13 protein-coding genes are annotated in these 15,926 nt (G+C 62.1%); 8 read left to right on the top strand and 5 right to left on the bottom strand.

Annotated features, from left to right (window positions below; all coding sequences use genetic code 11):
• Positions 1-19: 19 nt before the first annotated feature.
• Together parE and REA38_RS08835 are read left to right on the top strand one after the other, a co-directional pair.
• Complete coding sequence (gene parE, locus REA38_RS08830) at positions 20-1,915, top strand: DNA topoisomerase IV subunit B (protein WP_025304305.1); 1,896 nt, start codon at positions 20-22, stop codon at positions 1,913-1,915.
• Between the two features lie 83 nt (positions 1,916-1,998).
• A complete protein-coding gene (locus REA38_RS08835; RefSeq protein WP_047570479.1) occupies positions 1,999-2,913 on the top strand; it encodes a LysR substrate-binding domain-containing protein in 915 nt (304 codons plus the stop codon).
• A 5-nt stretch (positions 2,914-2,918) separates the two neighbouring features.
• On the opposite strand, the gene REA38_RS08840 is transcribed toward REA38_RS08835, so the two are convergent.
• Both REA38_RS08840 and REA38_RS08845 read right to left on the bottom strand, forming a co-directional pair.
• The gene (locus REA38_RS08840; RefSeq protein ID WP_033638602.1) at positions 2,919-3,227 is read right to left on the bottom strand and encodes a putative quinol monooxygenase; all 309 of its coding nucleotides are present in this window, start codon (positions 3,225-3,227) and stop codon (positions 2,919-2,921) included.
• 33 nt (positions 3,228-3,260) lie between these two features.
• Positions 3,261-3,842, bottom strand: a complete 582-nt coding sequence (locus tag REA38_RS08845; RefSeq protein WP_033636059.1) for an NAD(P)H-dependent oxidoreductase — start codon at positions 3,840-3,842, stop codon at positions 3,261-3,263.
• Between the two features lie 315 nt (positions 3,843-4,157).
• Here REA38_RS08845 and parC point away from each other — a divergent pair, with 315 nt between their 5' ends.
• From parC to ftsP, 3 genes are all read left to right on the top strand, one after another.
• Positions 4,158-6,431, top strand: coding sequence for a DNA topoisomerase IV subunit A (gene parC, locus REA38_RS08850; RefSeq protein ID WP_033636058.1), 2,274 nt, complete (start codon positions 4,158-4,160; stop codon positions 6,429-6,431).
• A gap of 246 nt (positions 6,432-6,677) precedes the next feature.
• Positions 6,678-7,412 (top strand): 1-acylglycerol-3-phosphate O-acyltransferase, encoded by a 735-nt coding sequence (locus tag REA38_RS08855; protein ID WP_033636057.1) that lies wholly within the window; start codon positions 6,678-6,680, stop codon positions 7,410-7,412.
• Positions 7,413-7,544: 132 nt separating this feature from the next.
• Positions 7,545-8,960, top strand: coding sequence for a cell division protein FtsP (gene ftsP / locus REA38_RS08860; RefSeq protein WP_308885707.1), 1,416 nt, complete (start codon positions 7,545-7,547; stop codon positions 8,958-8,960).
• A gap of 17 nt (positions 8,961-8,977) precedes the next feature.
• On the opposite strand, the gene REA38_RS08865 is transcribed toward ftsP, so the two are convergent.
• Positions 8,978-9,868, bottom strand: a complete 891-nt coding sequence (locus tag REA38_RS08865; protein ID WP_308885709.1) for a LysR family transcriptional regulator — start codon at positions 9,866-9,868, stop codon at positions 8,978-8,980.
• A 137-nt stretch (positions 9,869-10,005) separates the two neighbouring features.
• Here REA38_RS08865 and xapA point away from each other — a divergent pair, with 137 nt between their 5' ends.
• Both xapA and REA38_RS08875 read left to right on the top strand, forming a co-directional pair.
• Positions 10,006-10,827, top strand: a complete 822-nt coding sequence (gene xapA, locus REA38_RS08870) for a xanthosine phosphorylase (RefSeq protein WP_047570483.1) — start codon at positions 10,006-10,008, stop codon at positions 10,825-10,827.
• 81 nt (positions 10,828-10,908) lie between these two features.
• Positions 10,909-12,159: a nucleoside permease gene (locus tag REA38_RS08875; protein WP_033649108.1), complete on the top strand. Its 1,251-nt coding sequence runs from the start codon at positions 10,909-10,911 to the stop codon at positions 12,157-12,159.
• A gap of 34 nt (positions 12,160-12,193) precedes the next feature.
• Here the strand turns inward: REA38_RS08875 and REA38_RS08880 are convergent, their stop codons facing one another.
• Entirely contained in the window at positions 12,194-13,126 is a 933-nt protein-coding gene (locus tag REA38_RS08880; protein ID WP_060431360.1) for a PfkB family carbohydrate kinase, read from the bottom strand.
• Complete coding sequence (locus tag REA38_RS08885; protein ID WP_025304294.1) at positions 13,123-14,520, bottom strand: cytosine permease; 1,398 nt, start codon at positions 14,518-14,520, stop codon at positions 13,123-13,125. The genes REA38_RS08880 and REA38_RS08885 overlap by 4 nt, the downstream gene beginning before the upstream one ends.
• A 658-nt stretch (positions 14,521-15,178) precedes the next feature.
• On the opposite strand from REA38_RS08885, the gene REA38_RS08890 reads away from it, so the two are divergent.
• The gene (locus REA38_RS08890) at positions 15,179-15,913 is read left to right on the top strand and encodes a GntR family transcriptional regulator (protein ID WP_033636050.1); all 735 of its coding nucleotides are present in this window, start codon (positions 15,179-15,181) and stop codon (positions 15,911-15,913) included.
• Positions 15,914-15,926: the final 13 nt, after the last annotated feature.

Here is a 15,926-nt window from a genome sequence, read left to right on the forward strand (position 1 = left end):
CACGAAAAAATAATCAACGATGACTCAATCCAGCTATAACGCTGATGCCATTGAAGTACTCAGCGGTCTAGAACCAGTGCGCCGTCGTCCCGGCATGTATACCGACACGACGCGCCCAAACCACCTCGGCCAAGAGGTGATCGATAACAGCGTCGACGAAGCGTTGGCCGGTCACGCCAAGCGCATCGACGTGATTTTGCACGCCGATCAGTCGCTGGAAGTGATCGACGACGGCCGCGGCATGCCGGTGGACATCCACCCGGAAGAGGGCGTGCCGGCGGTTGAGTTGATCCTGTGCCGGCTGCACGCCGGCGGTAAATTCTCGAATAAAAACTACCAGTTCTCCGGCGGCCTGCACGGCGTGGGGATCTCGGTGGTCAACGCCCTGTCGAAGCGGGTGGAAGTCAACGTGCGCCGCGACGGCAACGTCTACGGCATCGCCTTCGAAAACGGCGACAAGGTGCAAGATCTGACGGTGACCGGCACCTGCGGCAAACGCAACACCGGCACCAGCGTGCACTTCTGGCCGGATGAGCAGTTCTTCGATAGCCCGCGCTTCTCGGTATCGCGCCTGACTCACCTGCTGAAAGCCAAAGCGGTGCTGTGCCCTGGCGTCGAGATCTATTTTATCGACAAGGTGAACAACACCGAACAGCGCTGGTGCTATCAGGACGGCCTCACCGACTACCTGATGGAAGCGGTCAACGGCCTGATTACCCTGCCGGAAGCGCCGTTCGTCGGCAATTTCGCCGGGGACACCGAAGCTGTGGACTGGGCGCTGCTGTGGCTACCGGAAGGCGGCGAGCTGCTGACCGAAAGCTACGTCAACCTGATCCCGACCATGCAGGGCGGCACCCACGTCAACGGCCTGCGTCAGGGGCTGCTGGACGCGATGCGCGAGTTCTGCGAATTCCGCAACATTCTGCCGCGCGGCGTGAAGCTGTCGGCGGAGGATATCTGGGATCGCTGTGCCTACGTGCTGTCGGTGAAGATGCAGGATCCGCAGTTCGCCGGGCAGACCAAAGAGCGTCTCTCCTCGCGCCAGTGCGCGGCCTTCGTTTCCGGCGTGGTGAAAGACGCCTTCAGCCTGTGGCTGAACCAGAACGTTCAGGCGGCGGAACAGCTGGCCGAGCTGGCGATCTCCAGCGCCCAGCGCCGCCTGCGCGCCGCCAAGAAAGTGGTGCGCAAAAAGCTGACCAGCGGGCCGGCGCTGCCGGGCAAGCTGGCGGACTGCACCTCGCAGGATCTGGCCATGACCGAACTGTTCCTGGTGGAAGGGGACTCGGCGGGCGGATCGGCCAAGCAGGCGCGCGATCGCGAATATCAGGCGATCATGCCGCTCAAGGGCAAGATCCTGAACACCTGGGAAGTGTCTTCGGACGAAGTGCTGGCCTCGCAGGAAGTGCACGACATTTCCGTGGCGATCGGCATCGATCCGGACAGCGAAGATCTCAGCCAGCTGCGCTACGGCAAAATCTGCATCCTGGCGGATGCGGACTCCGACGGCCTGCACATCGCCACGCTGCTGTGCGCGCTGTTCGTGCGCCACTTCCGCTCGCTGGTGAAAGGCGGCCACGTCTATGTCGCCATGCCACCGCTGTACCGTATCGATCTCGGTAAAGAGGTGTTCTACGCGCTGGATGAAGAAGAGAAAGCCGGCGTGCTGGAACAGCTGAAGCGCAAGAAGGGCAAGCCGAACGTACAGCGCTTTAAAGGGCTGGGCGAGATGAACCCGCTGCAGCTGCGCGAAACCACCCTCGATCCGAACACCCGCCGTCTGGTGCAACTGACGGTGGCAGAGGATGACGTCGATCAGACGCTGGCGGTGATGGACATGCTGTTGGCCAAGAAGCGTTCGGAAGATCGCCGCAACTGGCTGCAAGACAAGGGCGACATGGCCGAATTGGCGGTCTGAGCCTGACCCTGGCCCGGTGAAACGCCGGGCCTGCTTTCCCGCAGGGCGTTGCATGCGGCGCCCGTCAACCTGGGGCGAACCGCGTGAAGATCACCCTCGAAGAGCTGCTGGCGTTCACTGCGGTGGTCGACAGCGGTTCGGTCACCGCCGCCGCCGATCGGCTCGGCCAAACCACCTCCGGCGTCAGCCGCGCACTCAGCCGCCTGGAAACGAAACTCGACGCTACGCTCTTGCGCCGCACCACGCGTCGCCTGAGCCTGACCGAAGAAGGGCAGAGCTTCCTGGCGCCTGCGCGCGAAATACTGCGTTCGGTGGATCAGGCCGAAGAACTGATGGCGCTGCGGCGCCAGCTGCCCGCCGGTCGGCTGCGGGTCAACGCCGCCGCCCCTTTCATGGCGCACGTGCTGGTGCCGATGGTGGCGGAGTTCCGCCGTCGTTATCCGCAGATTGAGCTGGAGCTTGACACCGACGATCGCAATATCGACCTGTTGGAGAAACGCGCCGATATCGCGATCCGCATCGGCGCGCTGCGTGACTCCACGCTTCATGCGCGCCTGCTGGGGCACAGCCGGTTGCGCATCCTCGCCAGCCCGGATTACCTGCAACGGCATGGCGAACCGCGCGGCGTGGAAGATCTGCACCGCCATTGCCTGTTGGGATTCACCTACCCAGAATCGCTGAACCAGTGGCCGCTGCGTCACCGGCAGGCGCGGCATTTCGCCATCGAACCGACGATCTCGGCCTCCAGCGGGGAGACGCTGCGTGAGTTGGCGTTGCGCGGGGCGGGCATTGTCCAACTGGCGGACTTCATGACCCGCCGCGATCGGGAAGCGGGCCGGCTGGTACCGCTGCTGGTGCGGGAGACGCTGGACGTGCGCCAGCCGATCAACGCGGTGTATTACCACGACGCCCAGCTGGCGGCGCGCCTCACCTGTTTTCTCGACTACGTCAGCGCCCGCCTTGAGGGAGAGCCGCCAGAGGCCGCAGAGGGCCTCTGAAGGGATTACAGCGCGTTTTCCAGCACGTAGATCTCGGTGCCCAGCACGTAGTCCTTGATGGTTTCGCGGTGCTTGAGCATATGGTCGATCTGCAGGTGTTTTTCCAGATGCGCCTGGCTTTGCCATTTTTCCAGCATAAACACCGAATCCGGCGACAGTTTCTGCCAGGGAGCCTGCGTGTGGCTGTCTACCATCGGCGTGTATTCGCCGCAGCCTTCTTCCGCCAGCACCAGTGGCACCAGTTTTTCAATGGCTTGTAACACGGTGGCGCGGTGGCCGGGTTTGACTTTGATTTCTGCGATTACGGTGATCATCATTACCTCGTTGGTTAAGCCCTTCGCTGCCAGTTAAGCAAAAATTCCCGCCAGATGCTCGCGATAACGTGCGATGTCCGTTTCGATATCCGGTTGTTTTATCACGTCATTGCAGATAAAGGTCGGCAAGGCTTCCATCCCCAGGAACTGGTTGGCCTTGTGGAAGTGCAGGTAAACGCCGTCGACGCCGACGCCGTGGAAGAACTGGTTCGGATCGGTGAAGGCTTCGAGCGGGGCGTTCCAGGTCAGGCTCAGCAGGTATTTTTTGCCCTGAATCAGGCCGCCGGAGCCGTACTTCTTGCCGGCGTCGGAGCGGGTGCGGCCATCGCTGGCGTACAGGCTGCCGTGGCCGGCGGTGAACACTTCGTCGATGTATTTTTTCAGGATCCACGGCTCGCCCATCCACCAACCCGGCATCTGATAGATGACCGCGTCGGCCCACAGGTATTTCTGCACTTCGGCCTCAATGTCATAGCCGTCGTCGACCACCGTGACCTGCACCTCGTGCTGCAGATCGCGCAAGAAGCTTTCCGCCACGTCGCTCAGGGTTTGGTTGAGTTCGCCGTTGGAATGGCCGAATTGCTTTTTAGCGTTGATAATCAGGATATTGCTCATCTTTTGCGTCTCTCGTCAGAGTTAAGATAGATGCCGTTTTCCGCTGCGGTGCGCAAAAACAGCTTACTGAACGAGAGTGTAATCGCTGACCAGGCAAGTAAAAACGTGACGACAGACACAACAGTGTTGATTATTAATCAACAATCGCGATGGAATTTTGCCTAAACGTCCCGGCGGCAGCGCCTTCGGCCGACGATCCTTGCGCCAACTGTGACAGCCACCCCGCAGATGGGTTACTATCGCGGGCAGAATCGACAAGCGATGCCTTATTGTCGTCCAGGGATTGCCAAGCCACGGTCTGAGGATAATTGAGTAATGAGTGATCTGACTCATGATGGTGTAGAGCGTTTACCGCTGCACACATTCACTGAAAACGCCTATCTGAACTATTCCATGTACGTCATCATGGATCGGGCGTTGCCGTACATTGGCGACGGTTTGAAGCCGGTACAACGCCGCATCATCTACGCCATGTCTGAGCTGGGGCTGAACAACAGCGCCAAATTCAAGAAATCCGCCCGCACCGTGGGCGACGTGCTGGGTAAATACCACCCGCACGGCGACAGCGCGTGTTATGAAGCCATGGTGCTGATGGCGCAGCCGTTCTCGTACCGCTATCCGCTGGTGGACGGCCAGGGGAACTGGGGGGCGCCGGACGATCCCAAGTCGTTTGCGGCGATGCGTTATACCGAATCGCGCCTGTCCAAATATGCCGAAGTCTTGCTGGCCGAACTGGGGCAGGGCACCGTCGACTGGATCCCGAACTTTGACGGCACGCTGCAAGAGCCGAAGATGTTGCCGGCGCGCCTGCCGAACATCCTGCTGAACGGCACCACCGGCATCGCCGTCGGCATGGCGACCGACATTCCGCCGCACAACGTGCGCGAAGTCGCCGCCGCTGCGGTGGCGCTGCTCGACAAGCCGGGCGCCTCACTCGACGATCTGCTCGAATTCGTGCAGGGGCCGGACTTCCCGACCGAAGCCGAGATCATCACCCCGCGCGATGAAATCCGCAAAATTTACCAGAGCGGGCGCGGCTCGGTGCGCATGCGCGCCGTGTGGAAGAAAGAAGACGGCAGCGCGGTGATCACCGCCTTGCCGCACCAGGTGTCCGGCGCCAAGGTGCTGGAGCAGATCGCCAGCCAGATGCGCGCCAAGAAGCTGCCGATGGTCGAAGATCTGCGCGATGAGTCCGACCACGAAAACCCGACGCGCCTGGTGATCGTGCCGCGCTCCAACCGTATCGATCTGGAGCAGGTGATGAACCACCTGTTCGCTACCACCGATCTGGAACGCAGCTACCGCATCAACATGAACATGATCGGTCTGGATAACCGCCCGCAGGTCAAAGGGCTGGTGGAGATCCTCACCGAATGGCTGGCCTACCGTCGCGACACGGTGCGCCGCCGCCTGAACTACCGCCTCGAGAAGGTGCTGAAACGCCTGCATATCCTCGAAGGTTTGCTGGTGGCGTTCCTCAATATCGACGAGGTGATCCACATCATCCGCAGCGAAGATGAGCCGAAGCCGGTGCTGATGCAGCGTTTCGGCATCTCCGATACCCAGGCGGAAGCGATCCTCGAGCTGAAACTGCGTCACCTGGCCAAGCTGGAAGAGGTCAAGATCCGCGGTGAGCAGGATGAGTTGGCGAAAGAGCGCGATCAGCTGCAGGCGCTGCTGGCGTCCGAGCGCAAGCTGAACACGCTGATCAAGAAAGAGATCCAGGCCGATGCGCAGACCTACGGCGACGATCGCCGTTCGCCGCTGACCGAGCGCGCGGAAGCCAAGGCGATGAGCGAGCACGACTTCGTGCCGTCCGAGCCGGTGACCATCGTGCTGTCTGAAATGGGCTGGGTGCGCAGCGCCAAGGGCCACGACATCGATCCGGCCGGCCTGAGCTACAAGGCCGGCGACAGCTTCCGCGGCGCGGCGCGCGGCAAGAGCAACCAGCCGGTGGTGTTCATCGACTCCACCGGGCGCAGCTATGCGCTCGATCCGATGACGCTGCCTTCAGCGCGCGGGCAGGGCGAGCCGCTGACCGGCAAGCTGACGCCGCCGCCGGGCGCCACCATTGAGCAAGTGCTGATGGCGGCCGACGATCAGAAGCTGCTGATGGCGTCCGATGCCGGTTACGGCTTCGTTTGCACCTTCAACGATTTGGTGGCGCGCAACCGCGCCGGCAAGGTGATGATCACGCTGCCGGACAACGCCAGGGCGCTGCCGCCGATGGAAATCCACGGCGCAGACGACATGCTGCTGTCGATCACCGCCGCCGGGCGCATGCTGATGTTCCCGGTCGCCGATCTGCCGCAGCTGTCGAAGGGCAAAGGCAACAAGATCGTCTCCATTCCGGCAGCCCAGGCGGCGGCCGGTGACGACAAGCTGGCCTGGCTGTTTGTGCTGCCGCCGCAGGCGTCCGTCACGCTGCACGTCGGCAAACGCAAGCTGACGCTGCGGCCGGAGGATCTGCAGAAATTCCGCGCCGAGCGCGGGCGCAAGGGCACCCAGCTGCCGCGCGGCCTGCAGCGCATCGATCGCGTCGAAGTGGATGCGCCGGTGCGGGCGTCGGGCGGCGACAGCGAAGAGTAAGCGTTGGCGCCAGCGTTAACGGGCGGTCGCAGCATGCTGTGGCCGCCTTATTTATTTTTACTGGCGTTTATTTTCCAAATAGTTAACATTTCTGCGCATAAAATTATTGTGCGTATTGCCGGCTGGCGGGAAAATAGCGAGAAAGGCAGGCGACATCGGCGTGCTTATCGCCTGGCCGGCAAATAATGAGTAAAGGAATCTGCGCAGCGAAGTAAACTGCGTTGGCAGTGTGCTAATGAGGTTGTTATGTTATTGATTTTGCGTGCCGTTCTCGCCACTCTTTTCTGTATTCTGGTGTGTATTTTCGGTTCTGTTTATTGCTTGTTCAGCCCGCGCAATCCCCGCCACGTGGCGACCTTCGGCCACCTTTTCGGCCGCCTGTCGACGCTGTTCGGCATCAAGGTTGAAACCCGCGTGCCGGCCGATGCGGCCAACAACGGCAACTGCATCTATATCGCCAACCACCAAAATAACTACGACATGGTGACGGCCGCCAATATCGTGCAGCCGCGCACCGTGACCGTCGGTAAAAAAAGTCTGGTGTGGATCCCGTTTTTCGGCCCGCTGTATTGGCTGACCGGTAATCTGCTGATAGATCGTGATAATCGCGCCAAGGCGCACGGCACCATCGCCCAGGTGGCGGAGCAGTTCAAAAAGAAAGACATTTCGATCTGGATGTTCCCGGAAGGGACCCGCAGCCGCGGTCGCGGGCTGATGCCGTTTAAAACCGGCGCGTTCCACGCGGCCATCGCCGCCGGCGTGCCGATTGTGCCGATCTGCGTATCGACCACCAGCGGTAATATAAATCTTAATCGCTGGAATAACGGTCACGTGATCGTCGAGATGTTGGCGCCGGTGGATACCAGCAAATACGGCAAAGAAAACGTGCGCGAGCTGGCGGCGCATTGCCGCGAGCTGATGGAGGCGAAAATCGCCCAATTGGACGCCGAAGTCGCCCAGCGCAACGCCGCCAAAAAATAAGAGTCTACCGGCTTCAAAGAATACGTTTTTAATTGGCGTTCAGCGCCGTTAACGCCTGAGCGCCTGCTAATCTTGATTGGCGGGCGTTTGGGTTTTGCACACGGTTTAGTTATTGCTTTTCATGGAGAAAATATGTCACTCAGTCGACGTCAGTTTATACAGGCATCGGGCCTGGCGCTGTGCGCGAGCGCCGTGCCGCTGAGGGCAGAGGCGAGCGGAACGCAGACCCCATTACCCATCCCCCCGCTGCTGGAGTCTCGCCGCGGTCAGCCGCTGTTCCTGACCCTGCAGCGCGCCCACTGGGCGTTTATGGATAACCGCAAGGCGGCGGTGTGGGGCATCAACGGCATGTATTTGGGGCCGACGGTGCGGGTTTACAGCGGTGACGACGTCAAACTGATCTACAGCAACCGCCTGCAGGAGCCGGTGGCGATGACCGTCAGCGGTCTGCAGGTGCCGGGCACGCTGATGGGCGGCGCGCCGCGCATGATGTCGCCCAACGTCGACTGGTCGCCGGTGCTGCCTATTCGTCAGGCGGCGGCCACCTGTTGGTACCATGCCAATACGCCGAACCGCATGGCGCCGCACGTTTACAACGGGCTGGCCGGGCTGTGGCTGGTGGAGAATGCCGTCAGCAAAGCGCTGCCGCTGCCCAACCACTACGGCGTCGACGATTTCCCGCTGATCATTCAGGACAAGCGCTTCGATAACTTCGGCACGCCGCAATACGATGCGCCGTCGCAGGGCGGTTTCGTCGGCGATACGCTGTTGGTCAACGGCGTGCAAAATCCGTATGTCGAGGTGTCGCGCGGCTGGGTGCGTTTGCGCCTGCTCAACGCCTCCAACGCGCGCCGCTATACTCTGCAGCTCAGCGACGGGCGCCCATTCAACGTGATCGCCAGCGATCAGGGCTTCCTGCCCGCGCCGGTCGCGGTGCAGCAGCTGTCGCTGGCGCCGGGCGAACGCCGGGAGGTGCTGATCGATATGTCGAAGGGCGAGGAGGTGACCATCACCGCCGGTGAAGCGGCGGGCATCATGGATCGCCTGCGCGGCCTGTTCGAGCCGTCGAGCATTCTGGTGTCCACCCAGGTGCTGACGCTGCGCCCGACCGGCCTGCTGCCGCTGGTGACCGACAACCTGCCGATGCGCCTGCTGGCGGATCAGCTGTTGGACGGCAGCGCCAGCCGCACCCGCGATTTCCGCCTGGGCGACGGCGGCGTCGGCATCAACGGCGCGATTTGGGACATGAACCGCATCGACGTGCAGGCGCAGCAAGGCACCTGGGAACGCTGGAACATTCATGCGGATACGCCGCAGTCGTTCCATATTCAGGGCGTGCAGTTCCTGATCAAACGCGTCAACGGCGCGCAGCCGATGGCGGAAGATCGCGGCTGGAAGGACACCGTCTGGGTCGATGGCGACGTCGAGCTGCTGGTGTATTTCAACCAACCTACCTCCGAACACTTCCCGTTCCTGTATTACAGCCAGACGCTGGAGATGGCCGATCGCGGCACCGCCGGCCAGCTGATGGTGCAGCCGACGATGTAATCTGCGCTGCGGGCCGCTTACGGCGCCCGCAGCATCTCCAGAAAGGCCTCTACGACCGGCGTGACGCTGTCGGCGCGGTAAACCGCGTACAGATCCGCCGGCGGCGCCTGCTGCAGCGAGCAAAAGCGGACGCCGGGCCACGGGATGCGGCCGTAGCTGTCCGGCAGCAGCGTAATGCCGCAGCCCTCCGCCACCAGCGCCAGCAGGGTTTGCGGTTCGTTGACCTGATAAGCGACGTCCGGCAAAAATCCCTGCTGCAGGCACAGATTGTGCAGATACAGCCCCAGGCTGGCCTCGTGCGGCGGCAGCACGATGAAACTGTCGTTCTGCAGCGCCGCCAGCGGGATGCTTTCCTGCTGCGCCAGCGGATGATCGAGCGGCAGCACCACGGCGATGCTCTCGCTCGCCAAGCGTTGGCAGGTTAACCCCGGCAGCGTCTGTTGCTGCGCCTCTCGCCAGACCCCGATATCGATATGCCGCTTTTGCAGCGCGGCGATTTGCTGGCTGGGCGTCAGCTCGTTCAACGACCAGGTGACGCCGGCGTTTTGCTCGCTGAACCGCCGCAGCGCCGAGGTACCGACCATGCCGACCACCATGTGGCCGCCTTCGCCGCGCCCCATCTGTTGCACCTGATGCAGCGCGCTGTCGGCCTGATCCAGCAGCCGCTCGACGTTGCGCAGCAGCGTGCGGCCGGCCGGCGTCAGCGTCATGGAGCGGGTGGTGCGTTTGAACAGCACCACGCCGAGCTGGCTTTCCAGCTCCTTGATGTGCTTGCTGAGCGGCGGCTGTGACATATTCAGCCGCCGCGCCGCCTGGGTGAAGTTCATCTCTTCCGCCACCACGCGGAAATAGTGCAGCAGGCGGAAGTTAATCCGGCCGGGATCGGGCAGGGCATGGGGCGGGTTCATCCGGGGTATCGCCTCCTTGTGACGCAGCTCAACTTATAGGTAAATGGAATAAATCGGCCGCCAAGAATGTATTGGTCTCGGCCGCGCCTCGCTCTCTACTATGGGGATTATTATCCCCCGCTGAAAGAGAGAATACGATGTTTAATCAAGAAGATGCTTTTACCTGCGCCGATGCCGTCCGCGCACGCCTGCCGGGTTTCCAGCCGAAAGCGGCCTTGATTCTCGGCTCCGGGCTCGGCGCCCTGGCGGAGGTGATGACCGAAACCGTCACCATCGACTACGCGGAGCTGCCGGGCTTCCCGGTGAGCGGCGTCGCCGGCCATGCCGGGCAGCTGGTCGCCGGCAAGCTGGAAGGCGTGCCGGTATTGTGCATGAAAGGGCGCGGTCATTTCTATGAAGGGCGCGGCATGCAGGTGATGACCACCGCGGTGCGCACCTTCAAACTGCTGGGCTGCGAATTCCTGCTGGCGACCAACGCCGCCGGTTCGCTGCGCCGCTCGGTGGCGCCGGGCAGCCTGGTGGCCATCACCGATCACATCAACTTCATGCCGGAATCGCCGCTGGTCGGCGCCAACGACGAGCGCTTCGGGCCGCGCTTCTTCAGCCTGGCGAACGCCTACGATCGCGATCTGCGCGCCCGGCTGGCGGCGGTAGCCGAAAGCGCGGGCATTCCGCTGGCGGAAGGGGTGTTCGCCGCCTACACCGGGCCGAATTTCGAAACGCCGGCGGAAATCCGCATGATGCAGACCCTGGGCTGCGACGTGGTGGGCATGTCGATCGTGCCGGAAGTCCTGACGGCGCGCCACTGCGGCCTCAAGGTGCTGGTGGTGTCCGCGATGACCAACTACGCCGAAGGGCTGTCGGATACGCCGCTCTCCCATGAACAAACGCTCAGCTGCGCGGCGCTGGCGGCGGACGATTTCATGCGCCTGATCCGCGAGCTGTTCAAAACGCTGTAACACCGCAGGCAAACCGGCGGCGGGCTGCAGGGGGCCCGCCGCACCAATCATCGTTGAAAGCATAATAACAAGGTGATGGCGATGGCGATAAAAGCACGATTGAAGGTCATGATTTTCCTGCAGTTCTTTATCTGGGGTGCCTGGTTGGTGACGCTGGGCTCCTACATGATCAACACGCTGCATTTCAGCGGCATGCAGGTGGGGATGGTTTACAGCGCCAAAGGCATCGCCGCGCTGATCATGCCGGGGCTGGCGGGCATCATCGCCGATCGGTGGATGAAGGCCAACTACCTGTATGCGCTTTGTCATCTACTCGGGGCGCTGGCGCTGTACTGCGCGGCGCAGGTCGAGCAACCGATGCTGATGTTCTGGGTGATGCTGTTCAACGCCATGGTCTATATGCCGACCATCGCGCTCTCCAACGCCATTTCCTATTTTTGTCTCGAAAAGCACGGCTTTGATACGGTGAAGGACTTTCCGCCGGTGCGGGTGTACGGCACGGTGGGGTTCATTCTGGCGATGTGGCTGGTCGGCTTTAGCCGAATCGAGCTCAGCAATCTGCAGCTGTATCTGGCTTCTGCGGCGTCGCTGCTGCTGTCCGCTTATTCACTGACGCTGCCGCGCTGCCCGACCAACCGCGCGGCCGAGTCGAAGAGCTGGGTGAGCGTGCTGGGGCTGGATGCGCTGGTGCTGTTCCGCCAGCGGCGCATGGCGCTGTTTTTCCTGTTCGCCATGTTACTTGGCGCGGCGCTGCAGATAACCAATACCTTCGGCAACCCGTTCCTGCACGATCTGTCGCTCAACCCGCTGTATCAGGACAGCCTCAGCGTCCGGTATCCGGCGGTGCTGCTGTCGCTGTCGCAGATCTCCGAAGTATTCTTTATCCTCACCATTCCCTTCTTCCTGCGCCGTTACGGCATCAAGCAGGTGATGCTGATCAGCATGGCGGCCTGGACGCTGCGCTTCCTGTTCCTGGCCTATGGCACGCCGGTCGGCTTTGGTTTCGTTCTGCTGCTGCTGTCGATGATCGTCTACGGCTGTGCGTTCGACTTCTTCAATATCTCCGGCGCCATCTTCGTCGAGAAAGAGGCCGATCGCCGCATCCGCGCCAGCGCGCAGGGGCTGTTCATGACCATGGTGAACGGTTTGGGCGCCTATCTGGGTGCGCTTGCCAGCGGCGAGGTGGTGGACTTCTTCAGCCATGACGGCGTGAAAGACTGGCAGAGCATCTGGCTGGTGTTTGCGCTGTATACGCTGGTGCTGGGGATCGTGTTCGCGTTGAGCTTCAACTATCGCCACCCGCCGCAGGAGAGCGCGGCGGCGGCGCAGTAAGGCAGAAGGCGCCGCGTGACGGCGCCTTGAAACGTCAGGCCTGCGGGAAGCGCTGTTGCAACTGCTGCCGGTCCGGCGGATTGGCGGCGCCGAGGCTGGCCACCACGCAAGCGGCGACCCGGTTGGCCAGATCGACCGCCTGCGGCAGCGGCCAGCCGGCGGACAGGCCCGCCAGCAAACCGGCGCAGTGGGCATCGCCCGCGCCGATGGTGTCGACGACGTCTACCGGATAGGCGGGCACGTGCAGCGGCGGCGTGCGGCCGTCGCAGATCCACGCGCCGTCGCGATCCAGGCGGCAAATCAGCGTCAGGTTACGGGCGGCGGCATAGCGCTGCGCGGCCTCCACGGCGTCGCCGCCGCCGCACAGCGCGGCCACTTCGTCGCGGTTGAGCGTCAATAGGGTGTGGCTGTCGCTGAGCATGGCGAAGAAATCTTCGCTGAGCTGAGCGATGCGCGGGCCGGGATCGATCAGGCGCGGTTGGTCGAACGGCATGCGCGTCAGCCACTCGCGCAGCGCCTCGCCGCTTTCGCCCGCCAGCTCGTAGCCGCTGGCGTAGATCAGGGTGTGCTCCGTCAGCGGCAGCGTCGCCAGCTGCGCTTTATTCCATTGGCTTTCGCAGCCGGAAACCGTGATGAAGGTGCGTTCACCGTTTGGCTCCACCAGCGCCAGGCACCAGCCGTTGTCCATCTGGCCGTGGCGCAGCAGCACCTCCAGCCCCAGCTCGCTCATGGCGGCTTCGACCGCCGCGCCCCATTCACCGTTGCCAACCGGCATGCCGTTAATCACCGGCGTTTCCAGGCGCACCAGCGCGCGCGCCACGTTGAACGCGCAGCCGCCGATTTGCCGCGCCTGCGGCTGGGCTTCGATATCTTCGCCGCTGGTCGGCAGGCGCGGCAGCGTCATCACCAGATCGCCGACCGCGCCCCCAATCACCAGGACAGGTGTTACAGCTTCCCACTCACTCATTGATGTTCTCTGCGTTGGGTCAGGTACAGACCGTAAGCGATCAGACTCACCGCGAACGACACAAACAGCCCCAGGCTGGAATCGGCGAACAGGCCTTTGGCCAGCGGGCCGTCGATAAAACCGGTTTTGGTGACCAGCAGGCCGCACAGGGCGCCGAGGAACCAGCAGAACAGCGGGGCTTTGCGCACGCCGCGGTTCTGGCCATGCAGGCCGTACAAAGCGTTGCCATCATACCCGTGGCGGCGGCGCAGGCACAGGTAATCGAGCAGGAAAATCGCCTCCCAGGCCGCCAGGAAGACGCCGCAGAACACCAGGAAGGAGATGAACGGCCCCATGAAATCGCCGGAGATGAACAGCACATACAGGGCGATGCCCAACACCACCACCGCGTCGATCGACACCGCCAGCCACTGCTTGACCTGCACGCCGATGGTCAGCAGGTTAAGGCTGGCGGAATACAGGCTGAGCACCGCGATGGTGACGATGCCGGCGGTGGCGGCCAGCAGATAAGGAATGGCCATCCAGGCGGGCAGCACCGAGCCTATCAGTGCGATGGGGTTGGCGGCGCTGGCCAGATCGGGCAGCTGCACGGAAAGCAGGATGCCGGCCAGCATCAGCAGCATCAGCGGCAAACAGGCGCCGCCCATTACCGCGGCGAAAATGCTTTTGCTCGACGAACTCGGGCTTTGATAGCGGCTGTAATCGGCGCCGGCAATCGCCCAACTGATGCCGGTGCCGGCGGCGATCACCGATACCGCCGGCAGGAAGCCGGTCAACCAGCTGCCGGAAGGCAGCGCCAGCACCTGGCTCCACTCGGTGTTGAACAGGATATAGAGCACCACGATCAGCGTCATGGTGCCGAAGATGCGGCTGAACCAGCTTTGCATCCAGACCACGGTATTTTGCCCCAGCAGGCTGACGACGACAGTGAGCCCGCCGAACAGCAGCAGGCTGAGCGCGGTCAGCAGGTGGCTGCTACCCAACCCGAAGGCCTCGAACAGCGCCGCCAGCGTCAGGGTGCCGGTGATCACGTTGACCGCTTCCCAGCCCATCAGGTTGATCCAACTGAACAGGGTGGGCGCCACGTTGCCCTTCAGGCCGAAAATCACCCGCGAGAGCGTCAGCGTAGAGGTGCGCCCGCGCTTGCCGGCGAAGCTGGTGAGACCGACCAGCACGAAGCTGGCGACGCCGACCAGCGCGGCGAGTACCGATTGCAGGAAGGATAAGCCGAAGCCGACGATAATGGCGCCGTATACCACGCCGAGAATGCCGATATTGGCCGCCGACCAGATCCAAAACAGCTCGATGGGCTTGCCGGTCTGTTCCGCGTCCGGCACCCGATCGATACCGGTGCTTTCTACCTTCCATGCTTCATTGCGATTGATATCGGTCATAGCAAATGATCCCTGTAGCGCAGGGCCGCGAGGGCCGCCGCAGTTGACTGAAAATCGATTCCGTTGGCGCGGTTGACGCCGGCTATTCCGTTGTCGGTGAAGACGCCGATTCCGCGCAGTGTGTAGCGGCTGATACCGCCGGGTCTGTTAAAGTGAGGGCGGTATCCGCCTTATCGGGTGAGGCACGTCGGCCGCACGGCGCCAATGAGTGTAGTCAAAGAGTGGGTCTGCAGCGGGGTTTGGCGAAGCGGGAACGTTTCTATTTGCCGACATCGATCCGTTGCGCCCACCGCGAGGGGATCCTGTGATGTGGCTATGAGCAGTGAGCAAGCTATCCATTAGCTACGTTGCTTATTCTCGGCCGTTTGTGCTGACAGTATATCCCCGCTACCGGCCATCAAGGGTATCCTTTAGGGCTGGCAGCGGGTTTTTTATTGTTTTTAAAGTGGGTCCCTGGTGTTGGTGCGATTGATGTATCAACATCAATAAGCACAGATTACGCGCGATCTAGATCCAATGAAAGTCCATTAGGCAAAAATTGTGATGCCACTCTGAAAACATTAGCGATATTTTAGTTAAGGTGAGGGGCTTATCGCCGGAGCGGCGATAGGATAAAAAACGAAATCCAGACAAATGGCATAGGTAAGAGGGCGGGCGAATGACGGATTTTATGGCCTGGCTGCGTGGCCATCTGGCGCAGGGGGCGGTAGCGCCGCGTTATATTCAGCTGGCGATGGCGATAGAAACCGCGATCAGGCAGCAGGTGCTGGCAGCAGAGGCGTTTTTGCCGCCCGAACGGCAGATGGCGGAAGGCCTGGCGCTGTCGCGCGTCACCGTCAGCAAGGCGATGAAACTGCTGGAGGAGAAGGGGCTGATTTTGCGACAGCAGGGCGTTGGTACCCGCGTGGCGATGCACATTGGCTATTCCCTCGATAAGGACAGCGGTTTCACCGCTCAGGCGCTGCGCCACGGCAGCAGCGTCAGCAATCGATGGCTGCTGCGCACCCGGGTCGGCGCGCCGGCCAAGGCCGCGGCGGCGCTGGGGCTGGCGGAAGGGGATGAGGTGGTCAAACTGCGGCGTTTGCGCTTGCTGAACGGCAGCCCGGTCTCGCTGGAAACCACCTATATTCCGCCGCGCTTCCTGCCCGAACCGGGGCAGCTGGAACATTCGCTGTATGCGTTATGGCAATCGCGCGGCATCGTGCCTGAAGATAAACACTTTCTGCTGAAGGCGGTATCCTGCAGCGACGAGGTTGCCGAGCTGCTCAACGTGCCGTGCGGCGCGCCGTTGTTGCACATCACCCAGACCAGCCGCAATGCCCAGGGTGAGGCGCTGGAGTTCAGCGATATCTTGTGCCGCAGCGACGTTTATGAATTCGAAGTGAACGGTTAGCGAAATAACCATG

Origin of the sequence: Serratia sp. MF1(2023) (assembly GCF_030954545.1) — a bacterium.
Lineage (GTDB): Bacteria > Pseudomonadota > Gammaproteobacteria > Enterobacterales > Enterobacteriaceae > Serratia > Serratia sarumanii.